This window comes from Bradyrhizobium oropedii, from assembly GCF_020889685.1.
GTDB lineage: Bacteria > Pseudomonadota > Alphaproteobacteria > Rhizobiales > Xanthobacteraceae > Bradyrhizobium > Bradyrhizobium oropedii.
The window spans coordinates 22547-49202 of sequence record NZ_JACMYO010000024.1; the positions used below are offsets into that span (position 1 = coordinate 22547).

Genomic DNA, 26656 nt, shown 5'->3' on the forward strand with positions numbered 1-26656 from the left:
TGGGGAAATGTCAGGCCGCGACCGGCTGATGGCCGGCATTGTCGCCGTAAGCCTCTTCCCGGTAGAGGCCGAGCCCTTCGATGACGGGAAGATCATTGAAGCAGAACAGGCAGGCGTCCTCGCTTTCGGAGGCGTTGCCGTGCTCATGCCAGGCCCAGGACGGAACGCAGAAGATGTCGCGCTCCTGCCACTCGAACCGCTTGCCGCCGATCACGGAATAGCCGTGTCCTTTGGCGACCTGGTAGACGAAGCTTCCGGTGTGCCGGTGCGACCTGGTCTTCTCGCCCGGCCGCAGCATCTGCATGCTCGCGCCGATCGTCTGCATCACATGCCCGCCGGTGATCGGGTTGACGTAGTTCATGAGGATGCCGTCAAAGGGCGATCCGTCGGTCGCGGCGGCATATTTCCCGAGCGACTCGTAAGTCGACTCCCACTCATATTTGAACATCGGCGAATAGCCGTTCGACCATCGCGAGTCCGCCGGCCGAAGGCCGGGATTGCCCCAGGTCTTGGTCATGTCGTCGACGGGATAGCCGGACTCCTCCTGCTGGATCTTCGGATGCACGACGAAGAAATTGGCCTCCAGCGCATTGACCAGCGGAATATCGAGCCCATCCTGCCAGATGCAGACCGAGCCGTTTGCCTCGACGCCATGCTCGTGCCAGGTGCCGTTCGGCGTCAGCACGAAATCCCGCGCGCCGAGCGTCATCTTGTGACCGTCGACGATGGTGTAGGCGCCCGCTCCTTCCATGATGAAGCGCAGGGCCGAGGCCGAGTGCGCGTGGGCCGAAGCCACTTCGCCCGGGTGCATCACCTGCAAGCCTGAATAGAGCCAGCCGACCGCGGCCGACACGTCGCGGCGACCGGGATTGTTGAGGTAGATCACCCGCCGTCCCGCCTTCTCCGGCGAGACCAGCTCCACCGAGCGCAGCACGTGCTCACGCAGATCGCTGTAGCGCCAGAGCACGGGAACGGACGCCGACTGCGGCTGCCACGGCTCGATCTTGTTGGCGACCGTCCACAGCGCGCCGGCCTCGAATTGCTCGAGATCCTTGTAATAGGCCTTGAGCTCCGGAGTATCCTCGACATTGGCCCGGCCGATGACGTTTTCGCTCATCCTGTCCTCCAAGTCTTGTCTCATGACGTCCTATCTCGTGACGTCCTGTCTCATGCAGTCCTGTCGCCACACTCACCGCTGTCGTCCTGGCGAAAGCCATGACCCATAGCCACCGCATTCGCGGTGAAAGGGATCGTGGCCCCGGATCGCTCGACAATGACCATTCGAGGTAATGGGTCCTGGTTTCGCCAGGACGACGGTGAGGAGGGGTCGTTGGATCGACACATCCAATCATTCCGTCCTGCCGGGAATTGACGCGAAGCTCGCTTGCTCCGCGGCTTCGGCTGTCAGGCGTTCGCCTTCCGCGAGGCCAAGCGGCGCCTGCGGACGGCGATTGACCCGCAGATCGAAGATGTCGAACCGGTTATAATGCCCGACGATGTCATGCATCTGCTTCGGCTGGATGCATCGCTCGAGATCGATGTCGGCATAGACGATGCCTTCATCGTCGATCAGCGGCTCGCCGACGAGACGGCCGTCCGGCCCGATCACCCCTGAGAATGCGCTCGACTTGCGCTGCAAGCGCGCCCGCGCATCGGGCACGACGGTCTGCATTGCCGCGATGATCTCCTCCGACACGGTCGAGCAGGAAACGATCGTGAAAATCTTTCCTTCGAAGGAATGGGCAATGGCGCGCAGCTTGATCGCCTCCGCCATGTCGTAGTCCGGCGGCGCGACCGGCAGCGAGATGTAGCTCGCAACGTGAACCAGCTCGCCCTGCCCCAACAATGCAAAGCGCGCCAGCGTGTTGGTGTTCTCGCCGCATGCGAGCCCGCCGAGGCGCCCGATCTCGGTCTCATAGACGCGCAGGCTCGACCCGTCGCCGCCGGTCCAGGTCAGCTTCTCGGCCCAGGTCGGCACCAGCTTGCGGTGTTTGCCGAGCAGCGTTCCGTCCGGACCGATGAAGACCAGCGTGTTGTAGAGCGCGCCGAGCGACACCGGGCTGCGCTCGTTGACGCCAAGCACGACGTAGCACCCGCTATCGCGCGCGGCCTTGCGGACAATGTCGATCTCGGGACCTGGGACCAGCACCGATGCCTTGACGAGCTTCTCGAACCAGGCGCTTCCGGTTACGGGATCGGTGATCCAGTTCCAATAGGGATAGCCGGGCACGAACACTTCGGGGAATGCGACCAGTCGCGCGCCGTTCGCCGCGGCTTCACGCACCAGTGAGGCGGCCTTGTCGGCGGTCGCGCTCGCATTGAGATAGACAGGAGAAGCCTGGACGGCGGCGGCTCTAAAGCGCGGCAGCTTCAGCATTGGCCCTACCCTGTCGCCGGCTCATCATCGTGGCGCAGCGTTGACTTACTTTACATGTAAACGTATGCTATCGCATATTTCTGGAGGGTGCAATGGCTGAACGGTCTTTTGCTCGCGAGGTCGAGGATCTCCGGCTCGGCGACGGCGACACTTTCCGCGGCGAAGGCATCCTCGCCATCACCAAGGCCCTGCTGCAATCCGGCGTCGCCTATGTCGGCGGCTATCAGGGCTCGCCGATCTCGCATTTGATGGACGTGCTGGCCGACGCCAAGGACGTGCTCGACGATCTCGGCGTCGTGTTCCAGAGCTCCGCCAATGAAGCGGCGGCAGCAGCAATGCTGTCGGCCTCCGTGATGTATCCCCTGCGCGGCGCGGTCGCGTGGAAGTCGACGGTCGGCACCAATGTCGCCTCCGACGCGCTGGCCAATCTCGCCTCCGGTGGCGTCACCGGCGGCACCATGATCATCGTCGGCGAGGATTACGGCGAAGGCTCCTCGATCATGCAGGAGCGCACCCACGCCTTTGCGATGAAATCGCAGATCTGGCTTTTGGATCCGCGTCCCGACCATGAATGCATCGTCAATTTGATCGAGAAGGGTTTTGAGCTCTCTGAGGTCTCGAACACGCCTGTGATGCTGGAGGTGCGGGTCCGTGCCTGCCACATGCATGGAAGCTTTGCCTGCAAGGACAATGTCAAGCCGGCCCACACCATCAAGGACGCACTGAACAATCCGAAGCGCGACGTCGGCCGCATCGTGCTGCCGCCGGCGGCCTATGAGCATGAGCAGGAGAAGATCAAGACGCGGATGCCCGCCGCCATCAACTTCGTCCGGGACAACAGGCTGAATGAATGGATGGGGCCGAAGCAGGGCAAGGTCGGCATCATCATGCAGGGCGGGATGTACAACAACGTCATTCGCGCGCTGCAATATCTCGGGCTGTCGGATGCCTATGGCAACACCCAGATCCCGCTCTACGTCATGAACGTCACTTACCCCGTGATCGACACCGAGGTCGCGGAGTTCTGTCTGGACAAGGACGCAGTCCTGATCGTCGAGGAAGGCCAGCCGGAATATCTGGAGCAGGCGATCAACACGGTGCTGCGCCGCAGGGATATCCAGGCGCGCGTCCACGGCAAGGACGTGCTCCCGATGGGTGGCGACTATACCGCGCAGGTGCTGCTCGGCGGCGTGCGGGAATTCCTCGAGAAGACCGATCCGCGGCTGCTCGGCAACCGGCCGCCGGCGCCGGACGCAACCGCCGTGCTGAGCCACCCCGAGGTCGAGAAGCTGAAGCAAGTCGTGCCGGCGCGCCCGCCCGGCCTCTGCACCGGCTGCCCGGAGCGGCCGATCTTCGCCGCGATGAAGCTGGTCGAGAGCGAACTCGGCGAGCACCACGTCTCCGCCGACATCGGCTGTCATTTGTTCTCGATCCTGCCGCCGTTCAACATCGGCGCGACGACGATGGGCTTTGGCCTCGGCCCGGCCTCGACCTCGGCCTTCAACGTCAAGGCCGACAAGCGCTCGATCGCCGTGATGGGTGACGGCGGCTTCTGGCACAACGGCCTGACCAGCGGCATCGGCAACGCCGTGTTCAACAAGCATGACGGCGTCTTCGTCATCGTCGACAATTACTACACTTCGGCGACCGGCGGTCAGGACATCCTGTCGTCGCGCGCGGTGAGCAAACGGCGGAACACCAACAACTCGATCGTGCAGGCCGTGAAGGGCATCGGCGGGCAATGGGTCCGGCAGATCGACCGCACCTACGATGTCGGCCGGATGCGCGACACGCTGAAGGAAGCGCTGACCACCAAGGAGCAAGGCCCCAAGGTCATCGTCGCCTCCTCCGAATGCATGCTGAACAAACAGCGCCGCGTGAAGCCGCAGATCAGCAAGGCGATCAAGGACGGCGTTCGCACCGTCAAGGAACGGTTCGGCGTCGACGAGGATGTCTGCACCGGCGACCACGCCTGCATCCGCCTCTCCGGCTGCCCCTCGCTCTCGGTCAAGCAACTCGACGATCCCTTGCGCGACGATCCCGTTGCGGCGATCGACAATTCCTGCGTCGGCTGCGGCAATTGCGGCGAGGTCGCGGAAGCGGCCGTGCTGTGTCCCTCGTTCTATCGCGCCGACGTCATTCACAACCCGACCGGCTGGGACAAGTTCAAATCAAAGGTCGCGATGGCCGTGATCGGCTGGCTGCAGCGGCGCCGCGATCGCCGGCGTCCGGCGCTCGAGGCTTTGGCATGAGAGCTTTGGCATGAGAGACGAAACGGTGAAGCTGGCCCTCCCCGCCGCGGGTGACGCAACCGAGCGGCCGATCTCGATCGCGATCGTCGCGATGGGCGGCCAGGGCGGCGGCGTGCTCACCGACTGGATCGTCCAGCTCGCCGAGAACCACGGCTGGGTCGCGCAGTCGACCTCGGTGCCCGGCGTCGCCCAGCGCACCGGCGCCACGATCTACTACATCGAGGCGATGCCGCCGCTCGACGGCCGCAAGCCGATCCTGTCGCTGATGCCGACGCCCGGCGATGTCGACGTGGTGATGGCGGCGGAGTTCATGGAAGCCGGGCGCTCGATCCTGCGTGGCTTGGTGACGCCGGACCGTACCACGCTGATCGCCTCCAATCACCGGACCTTTGCGATCGGCGAGAAGATCGCGCCGGGCAACGGCATCGCCGACAAGGGCGCGGTGACCGGCGCCATCGGGATCGCCGCCAAGACCGAGATCATCTTCGACATGAATGCGCTGGCGATCGCCAACGGTAGCGTCATCTCGGCTGCGATGTTCGGCGCCCTCGCGGGCGCCGGCGTGCTGAGCTTCAGCCACGACAGCTATCTCGACGTCATCCGCGCCGGCGACAAGGGCGCGCAGGCCAGCATCCGCGCGTTCGAGGCCGCGTATGACCGGGTGCAGTCGAAAGCCCCGGAGCCGGTGACGCCCGTGCAATCGGAGACTGCCAAGACGCCCCCCGCTCCGGCGGCTCTGGATCCCCGCCTTGCCGGCCTCGCCGCCCGGTTGACGCAGGAATTGCCCGACGCCGCACACGCCATCGGCCGCGCCGGGCTGAAGAAGGTGGTCGATTTCCAGGACGTCGCCTATGGCGGCGAATATCTCGACATCCTTGGCAAGCTCCACGCCGCCGATCGCAGCGCCGGTGGTGCCGCGCGGAATTTTGCCTTCACCGGGGCCGCTGCAAAATATCTCGCCAACGCCATGACCTATGACGACGTCATCCGCGTTGCCGACCTCAAGACCCGATCCGGCCGCCGCGCGCGGATCGAAGGCGATCTCGAATTGTCCGCGGGCCAGGTGCTGCAGACCACCGAGTTCATGCATCCCCGCATGGAGGAGGTCATGGGCATGCTGCCGGCGGGATTCGCGCGCTGGCTTGGCGCCAAGCCGGGCCTGCTCGGCTGGCTCGACCGACGCGTCAACAAGGGACGAAGGGTGCGGACCTATTCGCTGCCCTGGTTCGTCGCGCTCTATGTCGTCGGCGGACTGCGCGGCATCCGCCGCCGCTCGCTGCGTCACGCCATCGAGACTGCGCATCGGGATGAATGGGTCAAGTCCGCGACAGAGGCAGTCCGAACGAACTATCAGTTGGGCGTCGAGGTCCTGCAATGCAGGCGCCTCGTCAAAGGCTATTCCGATACGCACAGCCGCGGCCTGTCGAAGTTCGACAAGACGCTGGCGGCGATCAAGCTGGTCGCGCCGCGCGAAGATGCCGCCGACTGGGCGCGCCGGCTGCGGGAAGCCGCGCTGAAGGACAGCGCCGGCAAGGAGCTCGACGGCGTGATCCAGACCATCAAGAGCTTCGCATGACGTCGTCGGCACTCAAGGAAAGCATTGCTCCCGAATTCGGGCAGATCGAAACCCGGCTTTGGCTGCAACTGTTGTCACTGCATGGCGAGCTGTTTGCGTCGCTGAATTCCATGCTGAGCTCGGAGTTCGGGTTGTCGCTCGCCAAGTTCGACGTGCTGGCGCAACTCGATCGTTACAAGGACGGCCTCGCGCTCGGGCAGTTGTCCCAGAACCTGAAAGTGTCCGGCGGCAACGTCTCGGGCCTGGTGCAGCGCCTGCTGGCTGATGATCTCATCAGCAAGGAGATGTCGAGCGAGGACCGCCGCTCGTTCATCGTCCGGCTGACGCCGAAGGGCGAGGCCCTGTTCAGGAAGGCCGCCGACGTGCATAAGAAGCACTTGAGCGAACGGCTCGAAAGCATTCCCGCCCGGGAGCTGGAGACGGCACTGTCGATGCTGCGGTCCCTCTCCTCGAAACTTGGCAGCGAAAGCAAGCAGCAGGGTCGCAAGAAGTAATGGCCAAAGACTCCAGGAGCAGATGGAAATCCGGTCCACCGCGGACGCGGGATCAGCTGCAAAGCTACATCCCCTATCTGTTCAACCGGCTCGCCAACCGCTGGAATCTGGATCAGAACCGCGATCTCAGCGAGCACAACATCAACAACGTCGTATTCCGGACGCTGTCGGTGCTGTTCATCTACAAGACCCTGACCGTCAACGAGATTGCCGTTCTGGCCGTTACCGAGCAGTCGACCGCGAGCCGCATGGTGGAGTCGATGGTGACAGCGGGCCTCGTCAAGCGCGAAATCGCGGAGGAGGACCAGCGTCGCCGCGTCGTCGGATTGACGCCGGACGGCGAAGCGCTGCTGCGCAAGATCTGGCCGATCATGGAGGCCAACTACGACCGGCTGACCGTGGGCATCGACCCCGACGAGATCGAGGTCTGCGCCCGGGTGCTGGCCAGGATGGTCGAGAACATCCGCCAGAACCAGATCTGATCTGACCCGACCTGACCTTGCGATCAGGGACTGAGGCCGGCAAGACTGGTGCCGCCGCAGACATAGAGCACCTGGCCGGTCACGAAGTCCGAGCGCTCGTCGAGGAAGAAGCTGATCGCGTGCGCCACGTCCTCGCGGGTGCCGAGCCGCCCGACCGGAACGTTGCGTGCCATCCTCTCCTGCTGCTCGGAGCCCTTCGGGACGATGCCCCAGAAATTGTCGGTCAGGATCGGACCCGGCGCGACCACGTTCACCGTGATCCCGCTCGACGCCAGCTCCAGCGCCCAGGTCCGCGCCATGCCGTGCACGCCGGCCTTGGTCGCGGAATAGGCCGAGCGCGTGGCCGCGCCCATCGCGGCGCGCGAGCTCACGAACACGATCCGCCCGAACCGCCGCGACCGCATCCCTTCCATCGCCGCCTGGGTCAGCAACATCGGTGCGCCCAGATGCAATTGCGCCAGCGTCAGGATGTCTTCCGGCTTCGCATCGGGCAGCAGGTTCGGCAGGATGATGCCGGCATTGTGCACGAGGCTATCGATGGCATGATCGCGGCAGATCTCCTCGGCGATGGCTCGCGTCTCCGCCATGCTGGTGAGGTCCGCACGATAGGCGGTGAGCAGATCGTGGGTCCACACAGGCTTCTCCAGCCCGACCGAAACCACCCGCTGTCCTTCGCCAACGAGCTTCTTCGCCAGCGCCTCGCCGATTCCCGAATTGCCTCCGGTGATGAGTGTGGTGCGGGTCTCGCTCATGATCGGCTCCCTGCCAATTGTCACTCCTGCCGCCGCTTGAGGTCGCGACAATCGAAGAATGCGCCCTCGCGCATCAGCTTCGCGACGAATTCCTTCAACCCGGCGCGCTGGATCTTCTCGGTCGCGGTCAGCGGGAGTTTCTCGACGAAACAGATCCAGCCCGGTGCCTTGTAATAGGCCATCTGCTCCAGGCTCCAGCGCACGATGTCCTCGGCTTGCGCACGATCCGCCCCCGGCTGCTCCGCGATGATCACGGCCGCGACCTCGTCGCCGCGCACCTGATCCGGTGTTGCCGCCACCGCGGCCTGCCGGATCGCGGGATGGCGGTTGAGGACGGATTCGACCTCGACCGCGGCGATGTTCTCGCCGGAGCGGCGGATCACGTTCTTCTTGCGATCGACGAAATGCAGGTCGCCATCGCCATCGCGCGAGACGATGTCCCCGGTATGGAGCCAGCCGTCCTTCCAGGCCTCGGCGGTGGCTTCCGGATTCTTCAGGTACTCCCTGAAGAAGCCGTAGCGGGGATCGGCCCCCGCCCGCCGTACCAGCAGTTCGCCCGGCATTCCCGCCGTCGCATCATTGCCGCCGTCGTCGACGATCCGAACCTCGACTTCGGGCGCCGGACGGCCGAAGCAGCTGGTGCCGACCTTGCGCGGCTCGACATTGGCGGCGATCACGCCGCCGCTTCCGGTCTCGGTCATCGCCCAGGCCTCGAGCAGCGGAAAGCCGAAACGCGCCTCGAACGGCGCGTGCAGCAGCTTGTCGACGCCGGCGCCGAAGCCGAACTGCACGCCGTGCGCTCGATCTTCCTCAGATGGCGGTGCGCTCATCAGCATCGAGGGCATCACGCCGAGATAATGCAGGCAGGTCGCCCGGCTGTCGCGCACGGATCTCCACCAGCTGCGCGGATGGAAGCGATCGAGCATGGTCAGGCTGCCACCGACCGACAGCATCGCCATCAGCGACACCGCCATCGCGTTCATGTGAAACAGCGGCAGCGGCGTGATCATGCGCTCGCCATCGCGCTTGAGATCGATCAGCCCGCCGACGTCGCGGTACCAGTCTCCGGAATGCAGGAAATAGGTGTTGGTGAGCACGCAGCCCTTGGGCTGGCCTGTCGTCCCCGAGGTGTAGAGCAGCGCGCATTCGGTCGCCCCGTCGCCCGCGCTCGCCGGGCGTGCGCCGCCCAGCGGGGCTGGAACGTCGTCGCCCTCGGTTGCTACCGGAATCGGCCGGCCGGCCTGGCGTGCCGCAGTCTCGACCTCGTCGCGGCGTTTGGCGAGCACGAACGCCGCATTCATCTCGGAATGCGCGATGATGTATTCGAGCTCGCTGACCCGCAGATCGGGATTGATCGGTACCACGGAAACGCCGAGCGCGTTCAGCGCGAACCACAGCTCGACGAAGCGCGGCCTGTTCTCGAGCAGGAGCCCGACCCGATGGCCTTCGCCATAGCCGCGTCCGGCAAATGCCGTGCGCCAGTGCTCCACCCGCTCGAGCATGGCACGATACGAAATCTCGCCGGCCGCGATGCCGTAGATCTCGGCCGTCTCCGGCAGCACGTTGAGAAAGCCGGCGTCCCCCCGGCTGAGGGCGATGTCACGGAAGCGGACATGGACAGTGGTCGCAGCGGTCAAGGCGCACTCACATGAAGAGCTGGATATTGCCGAAGGGAGCGTCGAAGTTCACGAGATCAATGCGCTTGAGCATGATCTTGAGGTCGTCGCCGACTTGAACGAGATCGTGCGACGCCCATCCCGAGAAGCGCTCCAGCGTGTCGCCGCGGGTCTCGGTGTAGATGTAGGACGTCCGCGCCTTGAAGATGCCGGCCGCCGGATCGCAGGCAACAATCCGCGGCGCCTGCAGCAGATGATGGCAGCGGCTCTTCGGCTTCTGGCTGAAGGTGCGTTCGCCGGTCAGGCGCTCGACGCGCACCTTCATCAGCAACAGGTCTTCATACATCAGTGACGGCTGCAGCACCGGATCCTGCTGCTGCCATTCCAGCGGCATCCAGTAGCGCGCATCCGGATGAAACAGGTCGAGCCAGGCCTGCCACTGCATCGTGTCGAGCAGCTCGGCTTCCCGATAGATGAAATCGGTGATGGTGTTTTCGCTGATCATTCGGCGGCCTCGACCGGCTGGTCCATGTCCTGGTTCATGTCCATGGTCATGTATTTGGCCCAGGCATGAAACTGGTTCCGCATCTGGCGCTCCGACGTGCCGTTGATGACAGCGGTGACATCAGGCTCCTCGCCGCTCTCGTAGAGCCGGCGCAGATTGACCCACTGATTGCCGTTCGACTTCAGTCCTTCCTGGGCCCGCTCGTACATTTCGAGATCGTCGTGCCCGACGATCGAGGTCGGCGCGTTGATGAAGCGGTTGTACATCAGCGCACGCTCGTAGAGCTTGTCGGGCGCACCGACCAGGCGATAGACCCAGCTCTCCACCAGTGTCCGGTCGACCGCGATCGGGATGAAATTGCGGAGGATCTGCACCGCGCCCTTCACCATGATGTTCGGGAAATAGACGGTGTTGTGGCGGACCTCTCCGAGGATCTCGTGGGCCCGCTTCTCGCCATAGGCGGCAACCATCTGGCCGAGATAGCCCTCGACGTCGGAATAGTTCGAATGGATCGAGTTGGCGACGCCGGTATGGCCATGGCCGTTGGGCCAGATCCGGATGCCGCTCTGCTCGTAGAACTCGTACGGGCTCATGAACGGCCCATAGAGCTGCACCGCCATCGGCGTCTCGGTCGAATTGCCCTGCTCGCGCTGCCAGACCTTGATGGCGGTGCCGGCCGAGCTCTCATGCGCGACCATCGGATGGCAGGTGTCGGTCTGGTTCTCGACCAGCATCTTCCAATTGCAGGTGTGCATGTAACGGATCGGCGTGGCTGCGACGGCCAGCTTCCCCTCCGGCGAGCGGTCGGCCATGTTGTCGATGGTCGAGAGGCTTTCACCGAAATAATCCTCGAAGCCGACGCCGTTCTCGCTCAGCCGCGCGAAGATGAAGTCCCGGTAGATCACGACATTCTTGATCTTCGACAGCCCGCCATTCGCCTGCGTGTCGGTGAACCCGGTGCCCTCGTAGCCCTTCTTCAGCGGAATCGCGAGCAGCGAGCCGTCGGTCTTGAACGACCAGGCATGATAGGGACAGCGGAAGAACTTTCCGGTATTGCCGCACGGCTCGGACGCGATCTTGACGCCCTTGTGCGGACAGCGGTTGTAGAAGACGTGGATCGAGCCGTCGCTATGGCGGCTCGCCATGACCGGCTGCCGGCCGATCTTGGCGGTGATGAAATCGCCTGGCTTCGACAGCTGGCTGGCATGGCCGACATAGATCCAGCTGTTGGGAAACAGATGCTCCATCTCGAGCTCGAAAACCTCGGGATCGACATAGACGTCGCGATGCACTTCGGCGTCGCGCACGAGCCCCGCGATCGCGCGGGGATTCTTTCCGTATTTCGCCATGGCGCCTCTTGCCTCCTCTCAGAGATCCAACACCAGCCGTTCCGACTTCGCACGCGACACGCAGATCTGCATCACCTTGTTGGACGCCTTCTCGTCGTCGCTGAGAATGACGTCGCGATGATCGGGCAGGCCTGCGATCACCCCGCACTGGCAGATGCCGCAATCGCCGCGCTGGCAGTCGTACAGCACGTCGAGGCCCGCCGCTTCCAGCGCCTGGATGATGCTCTGATCGGTCGCGACCGTGATGACCTGCCCGGTCGACTTGAGCTCGACCTCGAATGGCTTGTTGGGGGAACCGGGCTGCTCCGCCTTGAACAGCTCGAAATGGATGCGGTCGGCCGGAATCCCCTTGGCGAGCGCGGCTGATTTCACCGCGTCGATCATGCCGGCCGGGCCGCAGACATAGACGTGCGCTTCCGCGGGCGCATCGCCGAGCGCTGCCGCGATATCGAGGCGGGACGCATCGCTGTCGTAATGAACCGCGAGGCCCTCCGAACAGATCGCCTGCAACTGCGGCAGGAACGCCAGCAGCCCCGGCATTCGTCCGGCATAGTGCAGGCGATAGGGAATTCCCTGCGCCTTCAGCTCCGCCGCCATCGACAGGATCGGCGTGACGCCGATGCCGCCGGCAAACAGCAGCGCGGGCGCTGTGCCCTGATGAAGACCGAAATTGTTGACCGGCGCGGTCGCCCTCACGACGTCGCCGACCTGAAGCGCGTGGATGAACTGCGAGCCACCGGTCGATGCCTCCTCGCGCAGCACCCCCAGCGCCACCGTGCCGTCGGGCAGGTCCGGCAACGCCATCAGGGAGTACGGCCGGTCTCCTCCGTTCGGCAGCAGCACGCGAATATGCGCGCCTGCTTGCCATAGTGGCACGGCGCCGCCCTCCACGTCGAACACGACGCTGCGAACGACCGACGTCTCCGCAACGACCGACTGCACCTTGAGCTTAAGCGGATGCGCGTCCATTTCGGGCATCTCATATTATATGAATTTGCATATTTTTATACATGTAATAATTCCCTGTCAATCGCCGACGTGGCGACAGGAAGCGGGTGCGTCAGGGCTTACGAGGACCCGGTCGATGCAGAAAGGTCGGTGGCCTGCGACCGCCACCATGGCGCATGACCAGCATGATCGTGAGAGCGAACGGGATACGAAATGGAGCGTGTCCAGCGCTGCCTGAGCTTGTTTGCCCACCGGTCGACCGGCGCCGGGCGCCCAAGGCTTAGGGCATGGAGGCTCAGGGCATGGCGCCAAACCAGATCACGAGCGCGAACATCACCAACAAGGCGACGGTGATGATCGCTTCGCTCGTGGGTATTCGCTTCATGGGCCGCCTCCGCACGCGGGAGCGGGATGCTGCGACGGGGCGCTGGTCCACATCAGCACAACACCGCCCGCTTAAAATGCATGCGGACAGCGTCAGCTCTAGCCCCAGGACTGAAATGCAAAATCCCGGTAGCCATCACGTTTACACATCGGCGCAGAAAGTTCACGTGACGATTGGGCATACCCCAAAGGGTGTAGGATTGCATACCGCAAGAGGCCCCTCCTTGGGGCACCCTCGCCCCCCGTCACGACCTCACGATGACGATCTCACACGACCGTGGGCCACACGGCGTGGCGCCGGCAGCGCCTGTCGCTCGGGACCGCCGTTAGCGCCAAGACCCGTCCGGCCCAAGGGGTAAAGTCGGATGGTCGCGGTTGTCCTTGTCGGGCTTGACCTTGAACCCCTGTCGAAACGCGAACCAGATAAAGCCGCCCAGTGCGGCCACACAAATCGGCGCGAGAATCCAGTCGGGCATGTCGTGGTCCTCCAGTCTACCGACAATTTGGTCGCCGCTACCTTCGGCCGAGTTCAATACGGATGCCGCTCGCCATTGCAGCGCGCTCCCTCCTGCGCCAACAGGAAAAATGACGGCTGGTGCCCCCATCGACACGCAGCGGGATCGTACCCAATTTGTATTCCGGATGCTGCCGTGCCCCGTTTCGGGTCTTGGTGCTATTAGGTCAGTGGCCCTGCCCGATAGCCCCTCGTTCCGAAGTTTGCCTGGTCCCCTCTCCTCACCATCGTGCGGCCATGCTTTGGTCAAAACTGCGTTGAGTGCTTGGCGGGAACATCGACGTCATGACAATGCGATTCGCCGCTTTTGGTGACACTGGATCAGGGGACAGGTCGCCACCGCATTCTTGAGATGCCCACTGCAAAGGCTTGGGATGGAAAGGGCAACGTTCGACAAAGCCAGGATTTTCGCTTTTGGCGACGCTCGGAGCATTGCGACCTACTCGGTCGAAATCTTGATAATTGCCGCGATTTATGGCGGCCTTGCTGAATCCGCGCGATTGCTTCCCGCGATAAATCCGACCGGGACGACGCTATGGCCACCAACCGGGCTTGCGCTCGCGCTGGTCCTGCTGCGCGGTTACCGGATCTGGCCGGCGATCCTGGTGGGAGCCGTCTCTCCCTACCTCATGGCCGACCGATCGTTCCTGGAGTTTGGCGCCGCCGGGATCGGCAGCCTCCTTGCTGCATTTGCCGGGACACAGCTGATCGACCGCTGGTCGAACGGTCGCGAGACGTTTGCCACGCCTTCCGGCGTTGTAAAATTTGCAATCATTTCCTTTACGCCGACCACGGTCATCAGTTCCACCATCGCCCTGGCCGGCTTCACGCTCGCCAACGAATCGAGCCTTTCCGATTCCGTCGTCGCCGGGGTGACCTGGTGGCTTGCGGACGCGGCTGCGGCCCTGCTGATTGCTCCGGTCATCGTGCTCTGGGCGGCGATCCCCTTGCGCGTTCCCTCGAAATGGAAGCTATTGGAATCGATCGCTCTCCCCGCTCTCGCTGCGATCATCGGGATCGTTGCTTACAGTCCGCTCATCGGTACCGATCTCATCAGCACTGACCTCGACGTGTTGCTGCCGCATCGGAGCCTTCTGGGCTTTCTGGTTCTACTACCCTTGATCTGGGCCGGCCTGCGCGGCGATCGATGCACCGTGTCGACGGCTGCGTTCATTTTTGTCGGAATGGCCGTGTGGGGATTCTCGGTGGGGAATGATCCATTTCCGAAACTGGATCCGAATGGCGCACTGTTATCCTTGCTCGTGCTTTCGATCATCGTATCGGCGCCTCCTCTTGCCCTGGCAGCGGCAATTGCGACGCGCCAGGCCACGGAAGTCCATCTACTTTCCGTTCAGGACCAACTGAACGGCCAACTTGAACGGAAAGCCTTGGCGCTCGACAGCATCAGACGGCACTTCCAGACCCTTATCGAAGGCGTCGTCGATTATGCGATTTTTGCGCTTGATAGAGAAGGACACGTTACGAGTTGGAACAGCACCGCTCAAAAAATCATCGGCTACACCTCGGAAGAAATCATCGGCAAGCATTTTGGAATATTGTATCGGCCGGATGAGCGACGCGCGGGTTCACCGACACACGCGCTGGAGACGGCCATCGAAAGAGGCAGGTACGACGTCGAGGGTTGGCGCATCAGAAAGAACGGTACGCCGTTCTTCATCACGGGCTCGGTCTCGTCGAGCCATGACGACGCAGGAAATCTGATCGGCTTCATCAGTATTCTGCGGGACGCAACCGAGCGACGCGACGCGGAGGAGAAGCTGGTTCAGGCGCGCGAACAGCTCGCGATGTCACAGAAAATGGAGGCAATCGGCAAGCTGACCGGCGGGATTGCACACGACTTCAACAATCTATTGATGATCATCGGAGGCAGCGCCCAGATCTTCACGCGCCTGCTCGATCCAAAACTGCCCAAGGCAATCGAAGCCATACAGACCGCGGCCAAACGCGGCGAGAGCCTCACACGCCAATTGCTGACCTTCTCTCGTCATCAGCATCTCAGCCCGACGGTCGTCGATCTGAATGCGTCCATCAAGAACATGCGGACGATGATCGAGAGCTCACTGCGCGGGAACATCGTGTACAACGAGAACGTCGGTGAGGGCGTCGCGTCGGTCAAGGTGGACCTCGCCGAGCTGGAACTTGCGATCGTCAACATCGCCGTTAATGCGCGCGATGCAATGCCGAGCGGCGGCACGTTCACCCTGTCCGTCCATGCGGTGACCGCGAACCAGGAAACCGGCGGCGATCGCCGAGCAAAGGCCTTCTTTGCGATAGCGCTTGGCGATACCGGCACGGGTATTCCGCCACATCTTCTGTCCAAGATGTTCGATCCGTTTTTCACGACCAAGGAGGTCGGCAAGGGGACCGGGCTCGGTCTGTCCCAGGTTTATGGTTTTGCCCACCAGGCGGGTGGAACGGTGACGGCAGACAGCAAGGTTGGACAAGGGACAACGATTACAATCTACTTGCCGTCCAGTGCAGACGAGCAAACCGCCACTAAAGACCTCGCCGCTGCCAGAGTAAGACCGAAGCAGCCGCAGCGGCAGACGGTTCTCGTTGTCGACGACAGCCCAGAAGTGGCGGATGTGACATCATCGCTGTTCGAGCATCTGGGTTATGAAACGATCTATCGGGATTCGGCCGAAGCGGCGTTGAAATTGCTCGATGCCGGCACGAGGATCGATCTCGTCTTCAGCGATATTGTCATGCCGGGAACCATCGATGGCGTCGGGCTCGCGAGAGAAGTACGGTCGCGCTACCCGGGTTTGCCGATCGCCCTGACGACCGGTTACAGCGATGCTGCAAATGCGGCACCGCCAAATCTAAAGATACTCCGCAAGCCGTTCGATACCGAGGCACTGAGAGATTTTATCCAGGATCTTGCGCCCCCGAGATCAGCGCGATCATCCGTCGTACCTTTGGCGTCAAACACGACCGACGCTTTGCGCAGACATTGACCGATCGCCATCACGGGGACTGCTCGGCCGTGCCGACGCAGTGATCGAGCAGGCCTCCCTCGTCGCAAATGCGCGAATCCGGTTCTGGCCTGACCCGCTGGGTGCACAGTCTCGCAAGTTGAGCTACTCAGCGCCGCGCGCAACTCATAAATCATGACCTTCTTGTCGTGTGTGTCGTGCTAGACAGCATTCATTGCTCGGAGGAGCGGTTCGGTAGGTTCAGGTTTGCGGCGGGCGGCAGCCAGGGTCTATCGAGCCGAACCACCGTCAGTTCGCCGAGCCCGTCTGCACCGCGATCTTGTTCTGCGCTATGATCGCTTCGGCCCGCGCGAGATTTTCCAGTAGGCGCTGGCTGGTCAAGACAAGGAAGTAGTAGCCGAACTGCGGGTTCTGGAAGTAGATCTCGAGCAACTTTTCATAGGTGATGGTTAGAACGTGGCCATCCTCGATACATTCGATCGTCGCGGTCCGGCGGTTGTCGGGTGTGAGGAAGCCGAGTTCACCCATCAGGCGGCCCGGCGGAACATCGACGTCGATTTCGACGACCCGGAATCTGCCGGTAACGGTCAGCAGCATTTCGTTGGCCGTGTCACCTTTCTTCATCAAGATATCGCCCTTGCGATACTTGCGCTGGGTCATGAACGGCTTGAGCCACTCCATCGACATGTCGCCCTGCGTTGCGGCGCGTGCCTTCTTCACGAGAGCGAGCATTTGACGAAGGCGATAGGCGTTTATGGGAACCATCAAGAGATAAAGAAGAAACGTCGTAACGGCTCCAGTGAGCGCACCGAAGATGGCGAAGAATACGCAACCGATCATGTTGGCGACCCGAAGCGGCACCATGGTCTGCGTCAGCAGGGTGGCGACAAAGAAGATCGCGCCAACCAGGGCGAACATGTTTGCCAGGGTGATGTTGTGCAGAAAGATTTCCAGCAGGCGGCTGAAAATGGCGTCCCAGGTCACGTCATTGGGATCGAGACCCATCTGAAGCAGAATCTTAGCGAACCTGAGGTTATTGGTTGCTGCATCTAGAATGCGATCCAGCATGCTGGACACGTCTGCGCTGAGTATCATTTGATTTCGCCAAAGTGCTGTGTAAGCCGATACCGGTAGCGGCTATTCCGAATGAAACCATTGCGCTCGTCAACTCAAACCAAAGACTCGGCGAGGGCGAGAAAGAGCACAAATAGGGGAATGAAGCGACCATCGGCCGCTCCGCAGGCGAGCCTCCTTCCTGCGCCGCCGGAATCATCGCATGCGTCAGGAGCGTGAGAACGGAGCCGATCGCCGGCGCTCGGGCAAAGACCGCCTCCAGCACATCGTTGCCGCCAACGAACCCGCATCACGATCGCCACGCAGCAGCCGTGATGCCGAAGGGACAGTGGTCCTCAACTGCGGCGATTGCTCACTATCTTCACGATGACGACGTGGCAAAGCGGGATGCGCAAATGAAGCGCATCAAGCGTCGAGCTCAACAAGTGAACGTTTGTCAGAACGAGAAAACGCTACTTGTCAGAATGAAACTCTCCTGACGCGTTAAGTTATTGAAATCATTGGAGCGGGTGAAGGGAATCGAACCCTCGTATTCAGCTTGGAAGGCTGCTGCTCTACCATTGAGCTACACCCGCGTCGAACGATCCCCTAACACGGCCGGACGGCCGTCTCAACTGCCTCGGCGGATGGCTTTGTTGTCCGGTAAACGCAGATATTTCGGCGCGATCAGCCCGGTTCCTGGCGCGGACGGGCCGGATGGCGGCCTTAACAGCGGCGGATTCGCCACCTATATTGCTGGTCCCATCAACAAAGAAAAGGAGGTGATCTAGTGTCTTGTCTCAAGCGCTGTCACCTCGCTGGGATCGCCCGCTAGGCCCTGAGCAATCAGCCTGGCATCGGGGCGCTCTCAGCCCTGGACCAGCGAGACATCAACATCGGGGGCGCGGCGGAAGCGATTCCGCCGCGCCTTTTTGCCATCGAGCCGCGAAGTTCGCCGCAGCCCTGCCCGCCCGATTCACGCGTTCAAGCCTGCCGGGCGGAATCCGGTTTCCGCACGGCTTCGGGGGAAACCTTGTCGCAGCCCCAAATCGATCCGATCCGCTACAGATGAAATGTCGGTGCGGGCCGCCGCGAGACGTCCTAAAGCATGATCCGGAAAAGTGCGAAGCGGTTTTCCGGAAAGATTCACGCTCGAACATCGTCGCGCTTCAGCGCCTGTCGCATCAGAAATGAGGAGCTCAATAGATGCTTTATGCCATCCTGGCCTACCACGTCGAAGCCGAGGTTAAATCGTGGAACGCCGAAGAGGACGCAGCCGTGATGACGGGACTGCGCGAGGTCCGTCAACGGCTGAAGGGCCGGCTCGGCCCGGCTGCACGGCTCGACGAGACGCGCAAGGCCAGCACGCTGCGCGGGCCCGGCCACGGCATGGTGATCGACGGCCCATTCTCCGAAACCAAGGAGCAGCTGCTCGGCTTCTACGTGCTCGATTGCGCCGATGAGGCGGAGGCGATCGCCGCGGCGCGCGACCTGCGCAGCGTCAACCCGTCGGCAGTCTACGAGATCCGCCCGCTGAAGCTCTACATCCCCGGCGCACCGTTTCCGGAGACCGCGGGCCCCAGCGACGCGTAGCGAGTTTGCTCAGCGGCCGGAGCGTTTCGGCAGCTTCGGCAGCTTGCTCGGATCGAACTTCGGCAGCGGCAGATCCGGCGGCGGCTCGGGCGGCGCGTCGTGGCTCGGCATCAGCGTCACCTCGAAGGCGAGATCGGGCACGGCATCCGCCCTGCCCGTGCAGATCGCGATCGCGCCGCTGAAGGCCCCCTCGAGCCGCACCACGAGATCGTCGGTGCCGAACACGGTCGCATGACCTTCGGAATGCCGCCTTGCGGTGAGAACCGCGGAGAAGCATTCGCCGTCGACCTCATAGGTGCCGCTGTAGAGCATGATGGCATCGCTGCCCCACAGCCTGCCGTCGGCGACATGCACGATGCCGGTGCCGTCCGCGAGCGACGTGCGAAACCACGCCGCATAGGTGCCGTTCTTGAGCATGGAGCCTGTCTCCACCTGCTCCGTTTCACCGCAAGCGATCTGGGCATCGTTGCGTTAACAGGGGATGAAGGAACCTGGAGGTGGAGAACTCGCGCCTGCGCTCATTGGCCGTCGATCTGCCGACCCATGATCGCGATCGCCTTCTGGTAGACCCCCGCGGCGTTCCATGCCTCGATCGCCGCGAAGTTGGGTTCCCCGGGCTGATAGCCGGCGCCGGCGCGCCAGCCATTGGCGCGCAGGAAGTTCGCCGTCGAGGCCAGCGCATTGGCGGCGACGTCGAGATTGCCGGTGCCGTAGGCGAGGACGTTCTTCGGCATGAACTGGGTCTGGCCGATTTCGCCATGCATCGAACCGCGCGTGCTGCCGGACAGGCTGCCGCGGTCGATCAGCTTCAACGCGGCATAGAGCTGCTCGGTGAAGAACTCCGGACGGCGGCAGTCATAAGCAAGCGTCGCGATCGACGACAGCATGTTCTGGTTGCCGCGCTGGCTGCCGAAGCCGCTCTCCATGCCCCAGATCGCGATCAGCGGTCCCGGCGGCACGCCGTAGCGCTGCTGGATCGAGGCGAACATCGCCGCCTGCGATTGCTTCAGCGAACGGCCGCGCGCCACGATGGTCGCAGATCCCCGCTTGGCCATGAACTGCTCGAGCGACAGGCCGAAGCTGCGCTGGCCGCGATCCGCGGCAATCGTCGCACTGGCATAATGCGTTTGCATCAGCGCGTCGGTCGCGGTGGCGCCGACGCCCTTGGCCCTCGCCTCGCCGGCGAATTGCTCCTTCCAGGCTTCGAACCCGCCGGGCCCGTTGCCGCACTGCGCCGCGTTTGCCTCAGCAGTCAGCGTTGCAACCATCACGACGATGGCGAGCGCCGACGTCGCAATCTGCCAGCCCCTGATCATCCGAAACCTCCTCCGCAAATGTACCGCCGCGCCTTCCGGGCGCAGCGCTGACGATGGCCGGATTTACATGACCCGGCGATGAACGATCCGCCTCAGATTCGGCCGCAGACCGCTACGATATGTCGCCGGCCGCGGATTCGCCATCCCGGCCGATAGCGGCTTTACCGCGTCGATGCCGCATACGGTGGCTAAATCCGGATGACGCGACCACCATCGTCCTGCCTAGTGGGCTGGGCTCTCTCCATTCGTCGTCCTGGCGAAAGCCAGGACCAATAACCACCGGCGTTGGTTGTGAAAGGGATTGGGGCCCCAAGCCGCTCAGCAACGAGCATTCGGGGTAATGGGTCCTGGCTTTCGCCAGGACGACGCCGAATGTGTTGCGCGGTTTGTGAATCACATCCGCATTCTCGCGACATGACCGGTCCGAGCTTTCATTCCGCCCGCTTTCTTGAGGAGGACGCTGGGAAGGCCGAGTGTCGATCGCAACCGCCCGCTCGAAAACGCGCTAAGGCACGTCGCCTCGCCTGATCGGGCCGACGGTTTGTGGCCGGTTGAGGAAGAACTCGCGGTTGCCGAGCGCGGCCTCCGCGTACTGGTCGATCGCCACGATGATCGCCTGCACGTGCTGAAAGCACCAGCCTTCCCGCGTTGCCATGTGCCGGACCTCGGCCAACGCCTTGATCCAGGGCGCGTGATCATCGCTGTCGTGGAAATACCGAAGCGGCTCTCTCATCTTTCCTCCGGCAGATCACGTCTTCCAGCTCGGCACGCTTGCGCGACAGCAGCAGCTGCGCCGACGCGCTGTCGCGTCCGGCACGCCTGAGCCGGTTCACTGATAAATCCAGCGCGCGCAACTCGACGCGCAGCCGCTGCATCCTGATTACGTCATCACGCACGCGCTTCGGCGGCGACGAGCTGTCGCTTCGCCGCGCGCAGGAAGATCGGTGCCGCGGCGCGGCGGCGTGGAGCAACGCTCGCATGCACGATGATCGGCTCGCGGTCGCCCAGGACACTCCGCTCCTCGACCAGACGGCTCATCACCAGGCGCATCTTCAGGAGGTCCCCGGCGACGAAGGCGCAGTCCTCATCCCGGTTGATCTGCTGGCGCATGATGGCCTCGGCCTCGAGCATGCTGACGCGCAGTGCCCTGATCTGCCTGCGAATTTCGCTGATACGGTTGTCCATGGCGGCCTCCTATTCACGGTGGAGGGCAACTAGAACAAAACAAGAACATGAAGTCAAGCGGCGACGCCGCTCATCATCGGCTTTGCCGTCGATGCGCGATCCGGCGGGTTCCTGTCGCGGGAACAGTTTCGCGAATTCACCGTGAGGATGTCGGACGTCAAGCGAGCTCGGCGAGCCACCAGAGGACGCGCACAGGGAGGATCGCTGCGAACCCGAGCACGCAGTGCAGGCGCGGCAGACCGTCACAGCCCGGCAGCCTTTTCAGTTGCAGCCTCGTCCGCACAGGATTCTCCGCGTCGTCGGAGCTCTTCAATTTAAAGGCTATCGATCAGGGACAAACGACGGACACATGACTGTGGAACAATCCGCCGTTAGAACTTGTCTACTCAAATAGACAAATTAAAATAGGCACCGATTCCGTTTCGATCATTGCGCAGTGACATGACGAAGTCCTCTAAATTGGTTGCCGCCAAGCGCGGCAAGGTTCTTCTGGTTCGACGCCGATCTGACGGGCTGTGGATGTTCCCCGGCGGACGCAGGCGCGCGCGAGAGACCGGGAAGGATTGCCTCAAGCGCGAGATCAAGGAAGAGCTGCCGAAGCTCAAGCTCGGCAGGCTCAGCCTCTGGAAGGAGGTGACGGCCAAGAACAAGCGTTCAGGCCGCAAGATGAGCGACGCGATCTTCATCGCCAAGAACGCCAAGGGACGACTGGCGATCGGCGACAAGAAGGAGATCGACCGCGCCGCCTGGCAGAAGCCGCGCGGACTTCGCCTGACGGCGACCTCACGCTACATCCGCGACCGGCTGTTTCCGAGAAAGCAGCGGCGCCGGCGATAGACGGCTGGAGATCTGCCGCCACCGAAAGCGCCAGATGCCGCCGTTGGGATTAGCCTCTCCGAACGTCCCGGCACCTTCCGATCGTTCAGGCCTCAGCCCTGATACGCAAACAGCTCGATCGGCTCGCTGAAGCCGCGCACCGCATGCTCGCCGACGTGTTCGAGCGCGAAATCATGCTCGACGAGATCGGCGAATGCGCGCGACAGCAGCACGGTTTTTCCCAATTGCTTGGTGAGGGCTTCGAGCCGCGAGGCCATGTTCACCGCAGGGCCGATCACGGTGAAGTCGAGCCGGGTGCGCGATCCGATATTGCCGTACATGACGTCGCCGACATGGACGCCGATGCCGTAATTCATCGGCGCCCGGCCCATCATGCCGTTCCTTTCGCTCAGCGCCGCCATCGCCAGCCGCGCCTCGGACACCGCGTGCAGCAGGTTGGCGCAGGCCTTGGGCTCGCTGAGCGGGAAAATGGCGAGCAGGCCGTCGCCGATGAATTTCAGGATTTCCCCGCCATGCCGCGCAATCGGCTCCGACATCGCGTCGAAATAGTCGTTCAGGAGATCGATGACGTCATCGCGCGGCCAGGAGTCCGAGATCCGGGTGAAGTCCCTGAGATCGCAGATCATGATTGCGGCGCGAACCGTCGTGCCGCTGCCCCGCCGCGTCGCGCCGGCCAGGATCATCTCGCCGGCATGGGTGCCGACATAGGTCTCGAGCAGCGTCCGCGCCAGGCGGTTCTTCATCCGGATCTCGCTGACCAGCGCCAGCACCGGCAGCACCTTCCGCAGTTCGGCGACGTGGACGTCATCGAAACCGCCGGCACGGTCGGTCGCGAAGGTCACGACATGCCGCTTTCCGAGCGTGTGCAGCAGCGCCCAGGCCACATAGTCGGTCAGGCCCTGCGCGCGCATGTCGTCATAGAGCGCGTGCTTGCGGCCCTGCGACGGGTCACGTTCGAGCTTCTCGCGCACCTCGTCGGCACCCTGATGGATTTCGTAGACCGGGCTGCCGATATATTCCGATCGCTGCTGGACATCGTAGTCGACCCGCGTGATCTCGGCCTCGCGCTTGCCGTCGGCCCAGATGATCCGGGCGCCGAGCCATTGCGGATGCTGGATCAGGAGGTTCATGGTCGCCCGCTTGAGCGGAATGCCCGTGCCCTGCAGCCGGATGCACAGCTCGGCGAAAATATTGTCGATGAAGCGCTGGTCGCGCGTCTCGTTGGTCAGCCAGCTCACTACGTCGCCGTCGGACTGCGGCGTGACGTGATCGATGTTGGGTGCGTTCATGGCTGGCTCCGGAGCGGCGGGTGGGGTCGGCAACCGGTATGTCGTGCTTCCGCCCGGCCGCGTCAACGCCGCCGGCGGTATCGTGATCGAGCTAGTCGGCCTGCCCGAGCCCCTCGAAGGGCACCGCGGGCCTCCGCGTGGCGTGGAGAGGCCGGACGGTCATACGCGAGCCGGATGCGATAGCCTGCCGTCGCATGGACGCACTGCCAAAATATCGAAAACAACCCCATGCACAGTAGCCGGCGGACACAGCAACTTAACTCGTCGGGCAAATCAGCGGCATTCTTCTATTATCCAGAACTCGTGCAGCGCCTCGCCCCGGGACTATCGCATATGGCATTTGCGGACCTCTGCAACTGACGTCTCCACGCCGTCATCGCCGGGCCGTGGAACGTGGCCGATAGCCATATGCGATCGCCCTGCCCGCAAGCGGGAGCGGTTCAGGGAGCCTGTCGCAGGATTGATTCAGCCCGACCTCTTCCCGTCCTATCCGCCCAGCCGGTCGACCTCGGCCTTGCCGGCCTTCATCACCAGCGGGATGTGCTCGCCCTGCCCGAGCAGGCACGCCACATCGCGCAGCGGATTGCCCTCGACCACCAGCAGGTCGGCAAAAGCCTCCGGCGCGATGCGGCCGAGCTTGCCGTCCATGCCGAGCACCTCGGCGCCGACAATGGTCGCGCTCGCGATCACCGCCTGCGGGCCCAACAATTCGGCGCGGATCCGGAACTCGTCGCTCTGCAGGCGCTGCGATGGTCCGAGCAGGTCGGTGCCGAACCCCATCTTGACGCCGGCCTCGCGATAGATCGCGAGCGAGCGCAAGCCGGCGTCGCGCACGTCGGCGACCTTGGCGACACTCGCGGCAGGCAGGCCGTATTTGGCGCCTTCAGTGGCCAGCGCCTCGTAGGTGACGAGGGTCGGCACCGCATAGGCGCCCTGCTCCGCCATCAGGCGCGCGGTCGGAAGATCGACCAGATTGCCGTGCTCGATGGTCCGCACGCCGCAGCGCACCGCGCGCTCGATCGCTTCCGCGGTGTAGGCATGCGCCAGCACATAGGTGTGCCGCGCCTTCGCCTCCGCGACGATGGCGCGGATCTCGTCCTCGGAATAGCCGAACGCACCGATCGGATCGGTGGGCGATGCGACGCCGCCGGACGCCATGATCTTGATCTGGTCGGCGCCCATCTGCAGCTCCTCGCGCACCGCCTTGCGCACCGCATCGACGCCGTCGACGACGCGCGCGATCGCGCCGACCCGCACGCAGCAGGAGCAGGTCGGGTCGCTCAGATAGTCCGAGCGGCCGCGCCCGTCACCGTGCCCGCCGGTCTGGCTCAGCGCGCGGCCGGAGACGAACAGCCTCGGACCATCGGTCAGGCCGGTATCGATCGCCTGCTTCAGCGCATAGCCGGCACCGCCGGCATCGCGGACGGTGGTGAAGCCGCGCTTCAGCATGCCCCGCAGCAGCATGGTCGAGCGCAGCGTCACCAGCACATTGGCCATCCGCGCCTGCTGCGACAGATCGAGCTCGACGGCGACCGCATGCACATGCAGGTCGATCAGGCCGGGCATCAGGGTCTTGCCCTTGAGGTCGATGACGCGATCGACTGAGGCCTGGATCGGCCGATCGGACACCTCCTTGATCAGGCGATCCTCGACCAGCACCTGATGCCCTTCGAGCAGATCGGACCGCAGCGGATCAAGCAGCGCGGCATTCTTGAACAGGATGGTGGACATGATGATCTCCTTATCGGGATGCAAGCGCGGCAATCACGCGGCTTCGCTTGCGATGTCTTCCAGCGATCGGCCGCGCGTCGGCACGCCCATCAGCAGGACGGTGACGGCGCCGATCAACAGCACGGTCGTGGTGACGCCGAACACGCCGGCGAAGCCAAAATTCGGGTAGAGATAGCCGACCAGGATCGGTGCAATGATCGCGCCGATGCGGCCGATCGCGGATGCGAGCCCTGCGCCGGTGGTCCTGATCGCGGTCGGAAACACCTCGGCCGTGTAGGCATAGACGCCGGCATAGGTGCCGTTCATGAAGAACGACAGCAGCAGGCCGGCCGCCATGATCTGCCCGTCGCTTGCGGCAAAGGCGAGCCCGAGCGCGCTGGCGCCGCCGAGGGTCATGTAGGACGCGATCGTGGACTGCCGGCCGATCCGCTCATTGAAAAAGGCGGCGGTGAAATAGCCCGGCACCTGCGCGCAATACATCGCGAGCGAATAGCCGAAACTCTTGGTGATGCTCATGCCGTTCTGCACCAGCAGGCCCGGGATCCAGACGAAGAACGAATAATAGCTGAACGTGATCGACAGCCACATGATCCAGGTCATGGTGGTGATCCGCGCCTGGCGTCCGGCCAGCAGCGCGGCAAAATTGCTCAGCAGCGTTCCCGACGATACGGCAGGCCCAGCGGGCTCTACGACCGGCGGCGGCAGTATCCGGCCCTCGCGCGCGAAGGCGGCCTCGACCTTGTCGAGCACCGCTTCGGCTTCCTTCACCCTGCCGCGGCTTTCCAGCCAGCGCGGCGATTCCGGCAGCGACCGGCGCCACCACAGCAGCATCACGACAGGGATGGCGGTGATGACGAGCACGATGCGCCAGCCATTCTCGTAGGCAGGCACGATGAAATAGCCGAGCAAGGCAGCCGCGACGAAGCCGAACGAGAAGAAGCCGGCGAGCGCGCCGGTGAAGGCGCCGCGGTAGCGCCGCGCCACGAATTCCGCGAGATATGGCGCGATGATCGCGCTTTCCGCGCCGGTGCCCATGCCGGCCACGACGCGCGCGGCGAAGAACGCCGGCCAGCTGTCCACCGCCGCGCTGACCAGCGAGGCCGCGCTGTAGAGCGCGAGCGCCGACATCATCACCGCGCGGCGGCCGATCAGGTCGCCCAGCATGCCTGCGAGCAGCGCGCCGAACAGATAGCCGACGAAGGTGCTGCTGCCGAGCACGCCGGTCTCGACATTGGTCAACCCCCAGGCGGTGCGCAGCACCGGCAGGATGAACGCCAGCACCGCGGCGTCCATCGCGTCGAACAGATAGCCCAGGCCGCCCATCAGCAGCAGGTGCACATGGAAACGCGCGAACGGCAGGCGCTCGATGCGCGCCGAGATCATTGACATGAAAAGCCCCCCTCCGCCCCGCGGTCGGCACGCGCCGCGAGGTCAGTCCGGGGAATG

At 63.5% G+C, this 26656-nt stretch carries 24 protein-coding genes and 1 tRNA gene; 8 read left to right on the forward strand and 17 right to left on the reverse strand.

Going from position 1 to position 26656, the window contains the following annotated elements; all coding sequences use genetic code 11:
• Nucleotides 1-10: 10 nt before the first annotated feature.
• Together H8A95_RS09475 and H8A95_RS09480 are read right to left on the reverse strand one after the other, a co-directional pair.
• Entirely contained in the window at nt 11-1117 is a 1107-nt protein-coding gene (locus H8A95_RS09475) for a cupin domain-containing protein (RefSeq protein WP_229182923.1), read from the reverse strand.
• Nucleotides 1118-1348: 231 nt separating this feature from the next.
• Entirely contained in the window at nt 1349-2377 is a 1029-nt protein-coding gene (locus H8A95_RS09480; protein WP_229182924.1) for a carbon-nitrogen hydrolase family protein, read from the reverse strand.
• 92 nt (nt 2378-2469) lie between these two features.
• On the opposite strand from H8A95_RS09480, the gene H8A95_RS09485 reads away from it, so the two are divergent.
• The 4 genes from H8A95_RS09485 to H8A95_RS09500 are packed head-to-tail and all read left to right on the forward strand — an operon-like array spanning nt 2470 to nt 7181.
• Entirely contained in the window at nt 2470-4629 is a 2160-nt protein-coding gene (locus H8A95_RS09485) for a thiamine pyrophosphate-dependent enzyme (protein WP_229182925.1), read from the forward strand.
• Between the two features lie 10 nt (nt 4630-4639).
• Nucleotides 4640-6205, forward strand: coding sequence for an indolepyruvate oxidoreductase subunit beta family protein (locus tag H8A95_RS09490; protein WP_229182926.1), 1566 nt, complete (start codon nt 4640-4642; stop codon nt 6203-6205).
• Complete coding sequence (locus H8A95_RS09495; protein WP_229182927.1) at nt 6202-6699, forward strand: MarR family winged helix-turn-helix transcriptional regulator; 498 nt, start codon at nt 6202-6204, stop codon at nt 6697-6699. The genes H8A95_RS09490 and H8A95_RS09495 overlap by 4 nt, the downstream gene beginning before the upstream one ends.
• On the forward strand, nt 6699-7181 hold the full coding sequence (locus H8A95_RS09500; RefSeq protein ID WP_229182928.1) for a MarR family winged helix-turn-helix transcriptional regulator: 483 nt from the start codon (nt 6699-6701) through the stop codon (nt 7179-7181). The genes H8A95_RS09495 and H8A95_RS09500 overlap by 1 nt, the downstream gene beginning before the upstream one ends.
• Nucleotides 7182-7204: 23 nt before the next feature.
• Here H8A95_RS09500 and H8A95_RS09505 read toward each other — a convergent pair whose 3' ends face one another.
• The 6 genes from H8A95_RS09505 to H8A95_RS09530 all read right to left on the reverse strand — a co-directional run bounded on the left by H8A95_RS09505 (nt 7205) and on the right by H8A95_RS09530 (nt 13211).
• Nucleotides 7205-7933 carry an SDR family NAD(P)-dependent oxidoreductase gene (locus H8A95_RS09505; protein ID WP_229182929.1) on the reverse strand — a complete coding sequence of 243 codons (729 nt, stop codon included), beginning with the start codon at nt 7931-7933 and terminating at the stop codon, nt 7205-7207.
• A gap of 20 nt (nt 7934-7953) precedes the next feature.
• Nucleotides 7954-9570 carry an ATP-dependent acyl-CoA ligase gene (locus H8A95_RS09510; RefSeq protein ID WP_229182930.1) on the reverse strand — a complete coding sequence of 539 codons (1617 nt, stop codon included), beginning with the start codon at nt 9568-9570 and terminating at the stop codon, nt 7954-7956.
• Nucleotides 9571-9577: 7 nt separating this feature from the next.
• Nucleotides 9578-10054 (reverse strand): aromatic-ring-hydroxylating dioxygenase subunit beta, encoded by a 477-nt coding sequence (locus H8A95_RS09515; RefSeq protein WP_229182931.1) that lies wholly within the window; start codon nt 10052-10054, stop codon nt 9578-9580.
• A complete protein-coding gene (locus H8A95_RS09520) occupies nt 10051-11403 on the reverse strand; it encodes an aromatic ring-hydroxylating dioxygenase subunit alpha (protein WP_229182932.1) in 1353 nt (450 codons plus the stop codon). Before H8A95_RS09520 ends, H8A95_RS09515 begins: the two co-directional genes overlap by 4 nt.
• 18 nt (nt 11404-11421) lie before the next feature.
• Complete coding sequence (locus H8A95_RS09525; RefSeq protein ID WP_229182933.1) at nt 11422-12372, reverse strand: PDR/VanB family oxidoreductase; 951 nt, start codon at nt 12370-12372, stop codon at nt 11422-11424.
• Nucleotides 12373-13061: 689 nt separating this feature from the next.
• Nucleotides 13062-13211 (reverse strand): hypothetical protein, encoded by a 150-nt coding sequence (locus tag H8A95_RS09530; RefSeq protein ID WP_229182934.1) that lies wholly within the window; start codon nt 13209-13211, stop codon nt 13062-13064.
• Between the two features lie 412 nt (nt 13212-13623).
• Between H8A95_RS09530 and H8A95_RS09535 the strand changes: the two genes are divergently transcribed.
• Nucleotides 13624-16227 carry an MASE1 domain-containing protein gene (locus H8A95_RS09535; RefSeq protein WP_229182935.1) on the forward strand — a complete coding sequence of 868 codons (2604 nt, stop codon included), beginning with the start codon at nt 13624-13626 and terminating at the stop codon, nt 16225-16227.
• Between the two features lie 267 nt (nt 16228-16494).
• Here H8A95_RS09535 and H8A95_RS09540 read toward each other — a convergent pair whose 3' ends face one another.
• Together H8A95_RS09540 and H8A95_RS09545 are read right to left on the reverse strand one after the other, a co-directional pair.
• A complete protein-coding gene (locus H8A95_RS09540; RefSeq protein WP_338027813.1) occupies nt 16495-17301 on the reverse strand; it encodes a Crp/Fnr family transcriptional regulator in 807 nt (268 codons plus the stop codon).
• 480 nt (nt 17302-17781) lie between these two features.
• Nucleotides 17782-17855: transfer RNA gene (locus H8A95_RS09545), tRNA-Gly, on the reverse strand.
• Nucleotides 17856-17915: 60 nt separating this feature from the next.
• On the opposite strand from H8A95_RS09545, the gene H8A95_RS43755 reads away from it, so the two are divergent.
• Nucleotides 17916-18050: a hypothetical protein gene (locus H8A95_RS43755; protein ID WP_274617396.1), complete on the forward strand. Its 135-nt coding sequence runs from the start codon at nt 17916-17918 to the stop codon at nt 18048-18050.
• 415 nt (nt 18051-18465) lie between these two features.
• Nucleotides 18466-18852, forward strand: coding sequence for a YciI family protein (locus tag H8A95_RS09550; protein WP_229182937.1), 387 nt, complete (start codon nt 18466-18468; stop codon nt 18850-18852).
• A 9-nt stretch (nt 18853-18861) separates the two neighbouring features.
• Here H8A95_RS09550 and H8A95_RS09555 read toward each other — a convergent pair whose 3' ends face one another.
• The 4 genes from H8A95_RS09555 to H8A95_RS09570 form a co-directional block, all read right to left on the reverse strand.
• Nucleotides 18862-19269 (reverse strand): hypothetical protein, encoded by a 408-nt coding sequence (locus H8A95_RS09555; RefSeq protein WP_229182938.1) that lies wholly within the window; start codon nt 19267-19269, stop codon nt 18862-18864.
• Nucleotides 19270-19370: 101 nt separating this feature from the next.
• A complete protein-coding gene (locus H8A95_RS09560) occupies nt 19371-20120 on the reverse strand; it encodes a lytic murein transglycosylase (protein WP_420839364.1) in 750 nt (249 codons plus the stop codon).
• Nucleotides 20121-20673: 553 nt separating this feature from the next.
• Nucleotides 20674-20901: a hypothetical protein gene (locus tag H8A95_RS09565; RefSeq protein ID WP_163159324.1), complete on the reverse strand. Its 228-nt coding sequence runs from the start codon at nt 20899-20901 to the stop codon at nt 20674-20676.
• A gap of 155 nt (nt 20902-21056) precedes the next feature.
• The gene (locus H8A95_RS09570) at nt 21057-21353 is read right to left on the reverse strand and encodes a hypothetical protein (RefSeq protein WP_229182940.1); all 297 of its coding nucleotides are present in this window, start codon (nt 21351-21353) and stop codon (nt 21057-21059) included.
• 441 nt (nt 21354-21794) lie between these two features.
• Between H8A95_RS09570 and H8A95_RS09575 the strand changes: the two genes are divergently transcribed.
• Nucleotides 21795-22190, forward strand: a complete 396-nt coding sequence (locus tag H8A95_RS09575) for an NUDIX hydrolase (protein WP_163159328.1) — start codon at nt 21795-21797, stop codon at nt 22188-22190.
• A gap of 92 nt (nt 22191-22282) precedes the next feature.
• On the opposite strand, the gene H8A95_RS09580 is transcribed toward H8A95_RS09575, so the two are convergent.
• The 3 genes from H8A95_RS09580 to H8A95_RS09590 all read right to left on the reverse strand — a co-directional run bounded on the left by H8A95_RS09580 (nt 22283) and on the right by H8A95_RS09590 (nt 26599).
• Complete coding sequence (locus tag H8A95_RS09580; RefSeq protein ID WP_229182941.1) at nt 22283-23479, reverse strand: adenylate/guanylate cyclase domain-containing protein; 1197 nt, start codon at nt 23477-23479, stop codon at nt 22283-22285.
• 486 nt (nt 23480-23965) lie between these two features.
• On the reverse strand, nt 23966-25210 hold the full coding sequence (locus H8A95_RS09585) for a metal-dependent hydrolase family protein (protein WP_229182942.1): 1245 nt from the start codon (nt 25208-25210) through the stop codon (nt 23966-23968).
• 33 nt (nt 25211-25243) lie between these two features.
• Complete coding sequence (locus tag H8A95_RS09590; protein ID WP_229182943.1) at nt 25244-26599, reverse strand: MFS transporter; 1356 nt, start codon at nt 26597-26599, stop codon at nt 25244-25246.
• Nucleotides 26600-26656 lie beyond the last annotated feature (57 nt).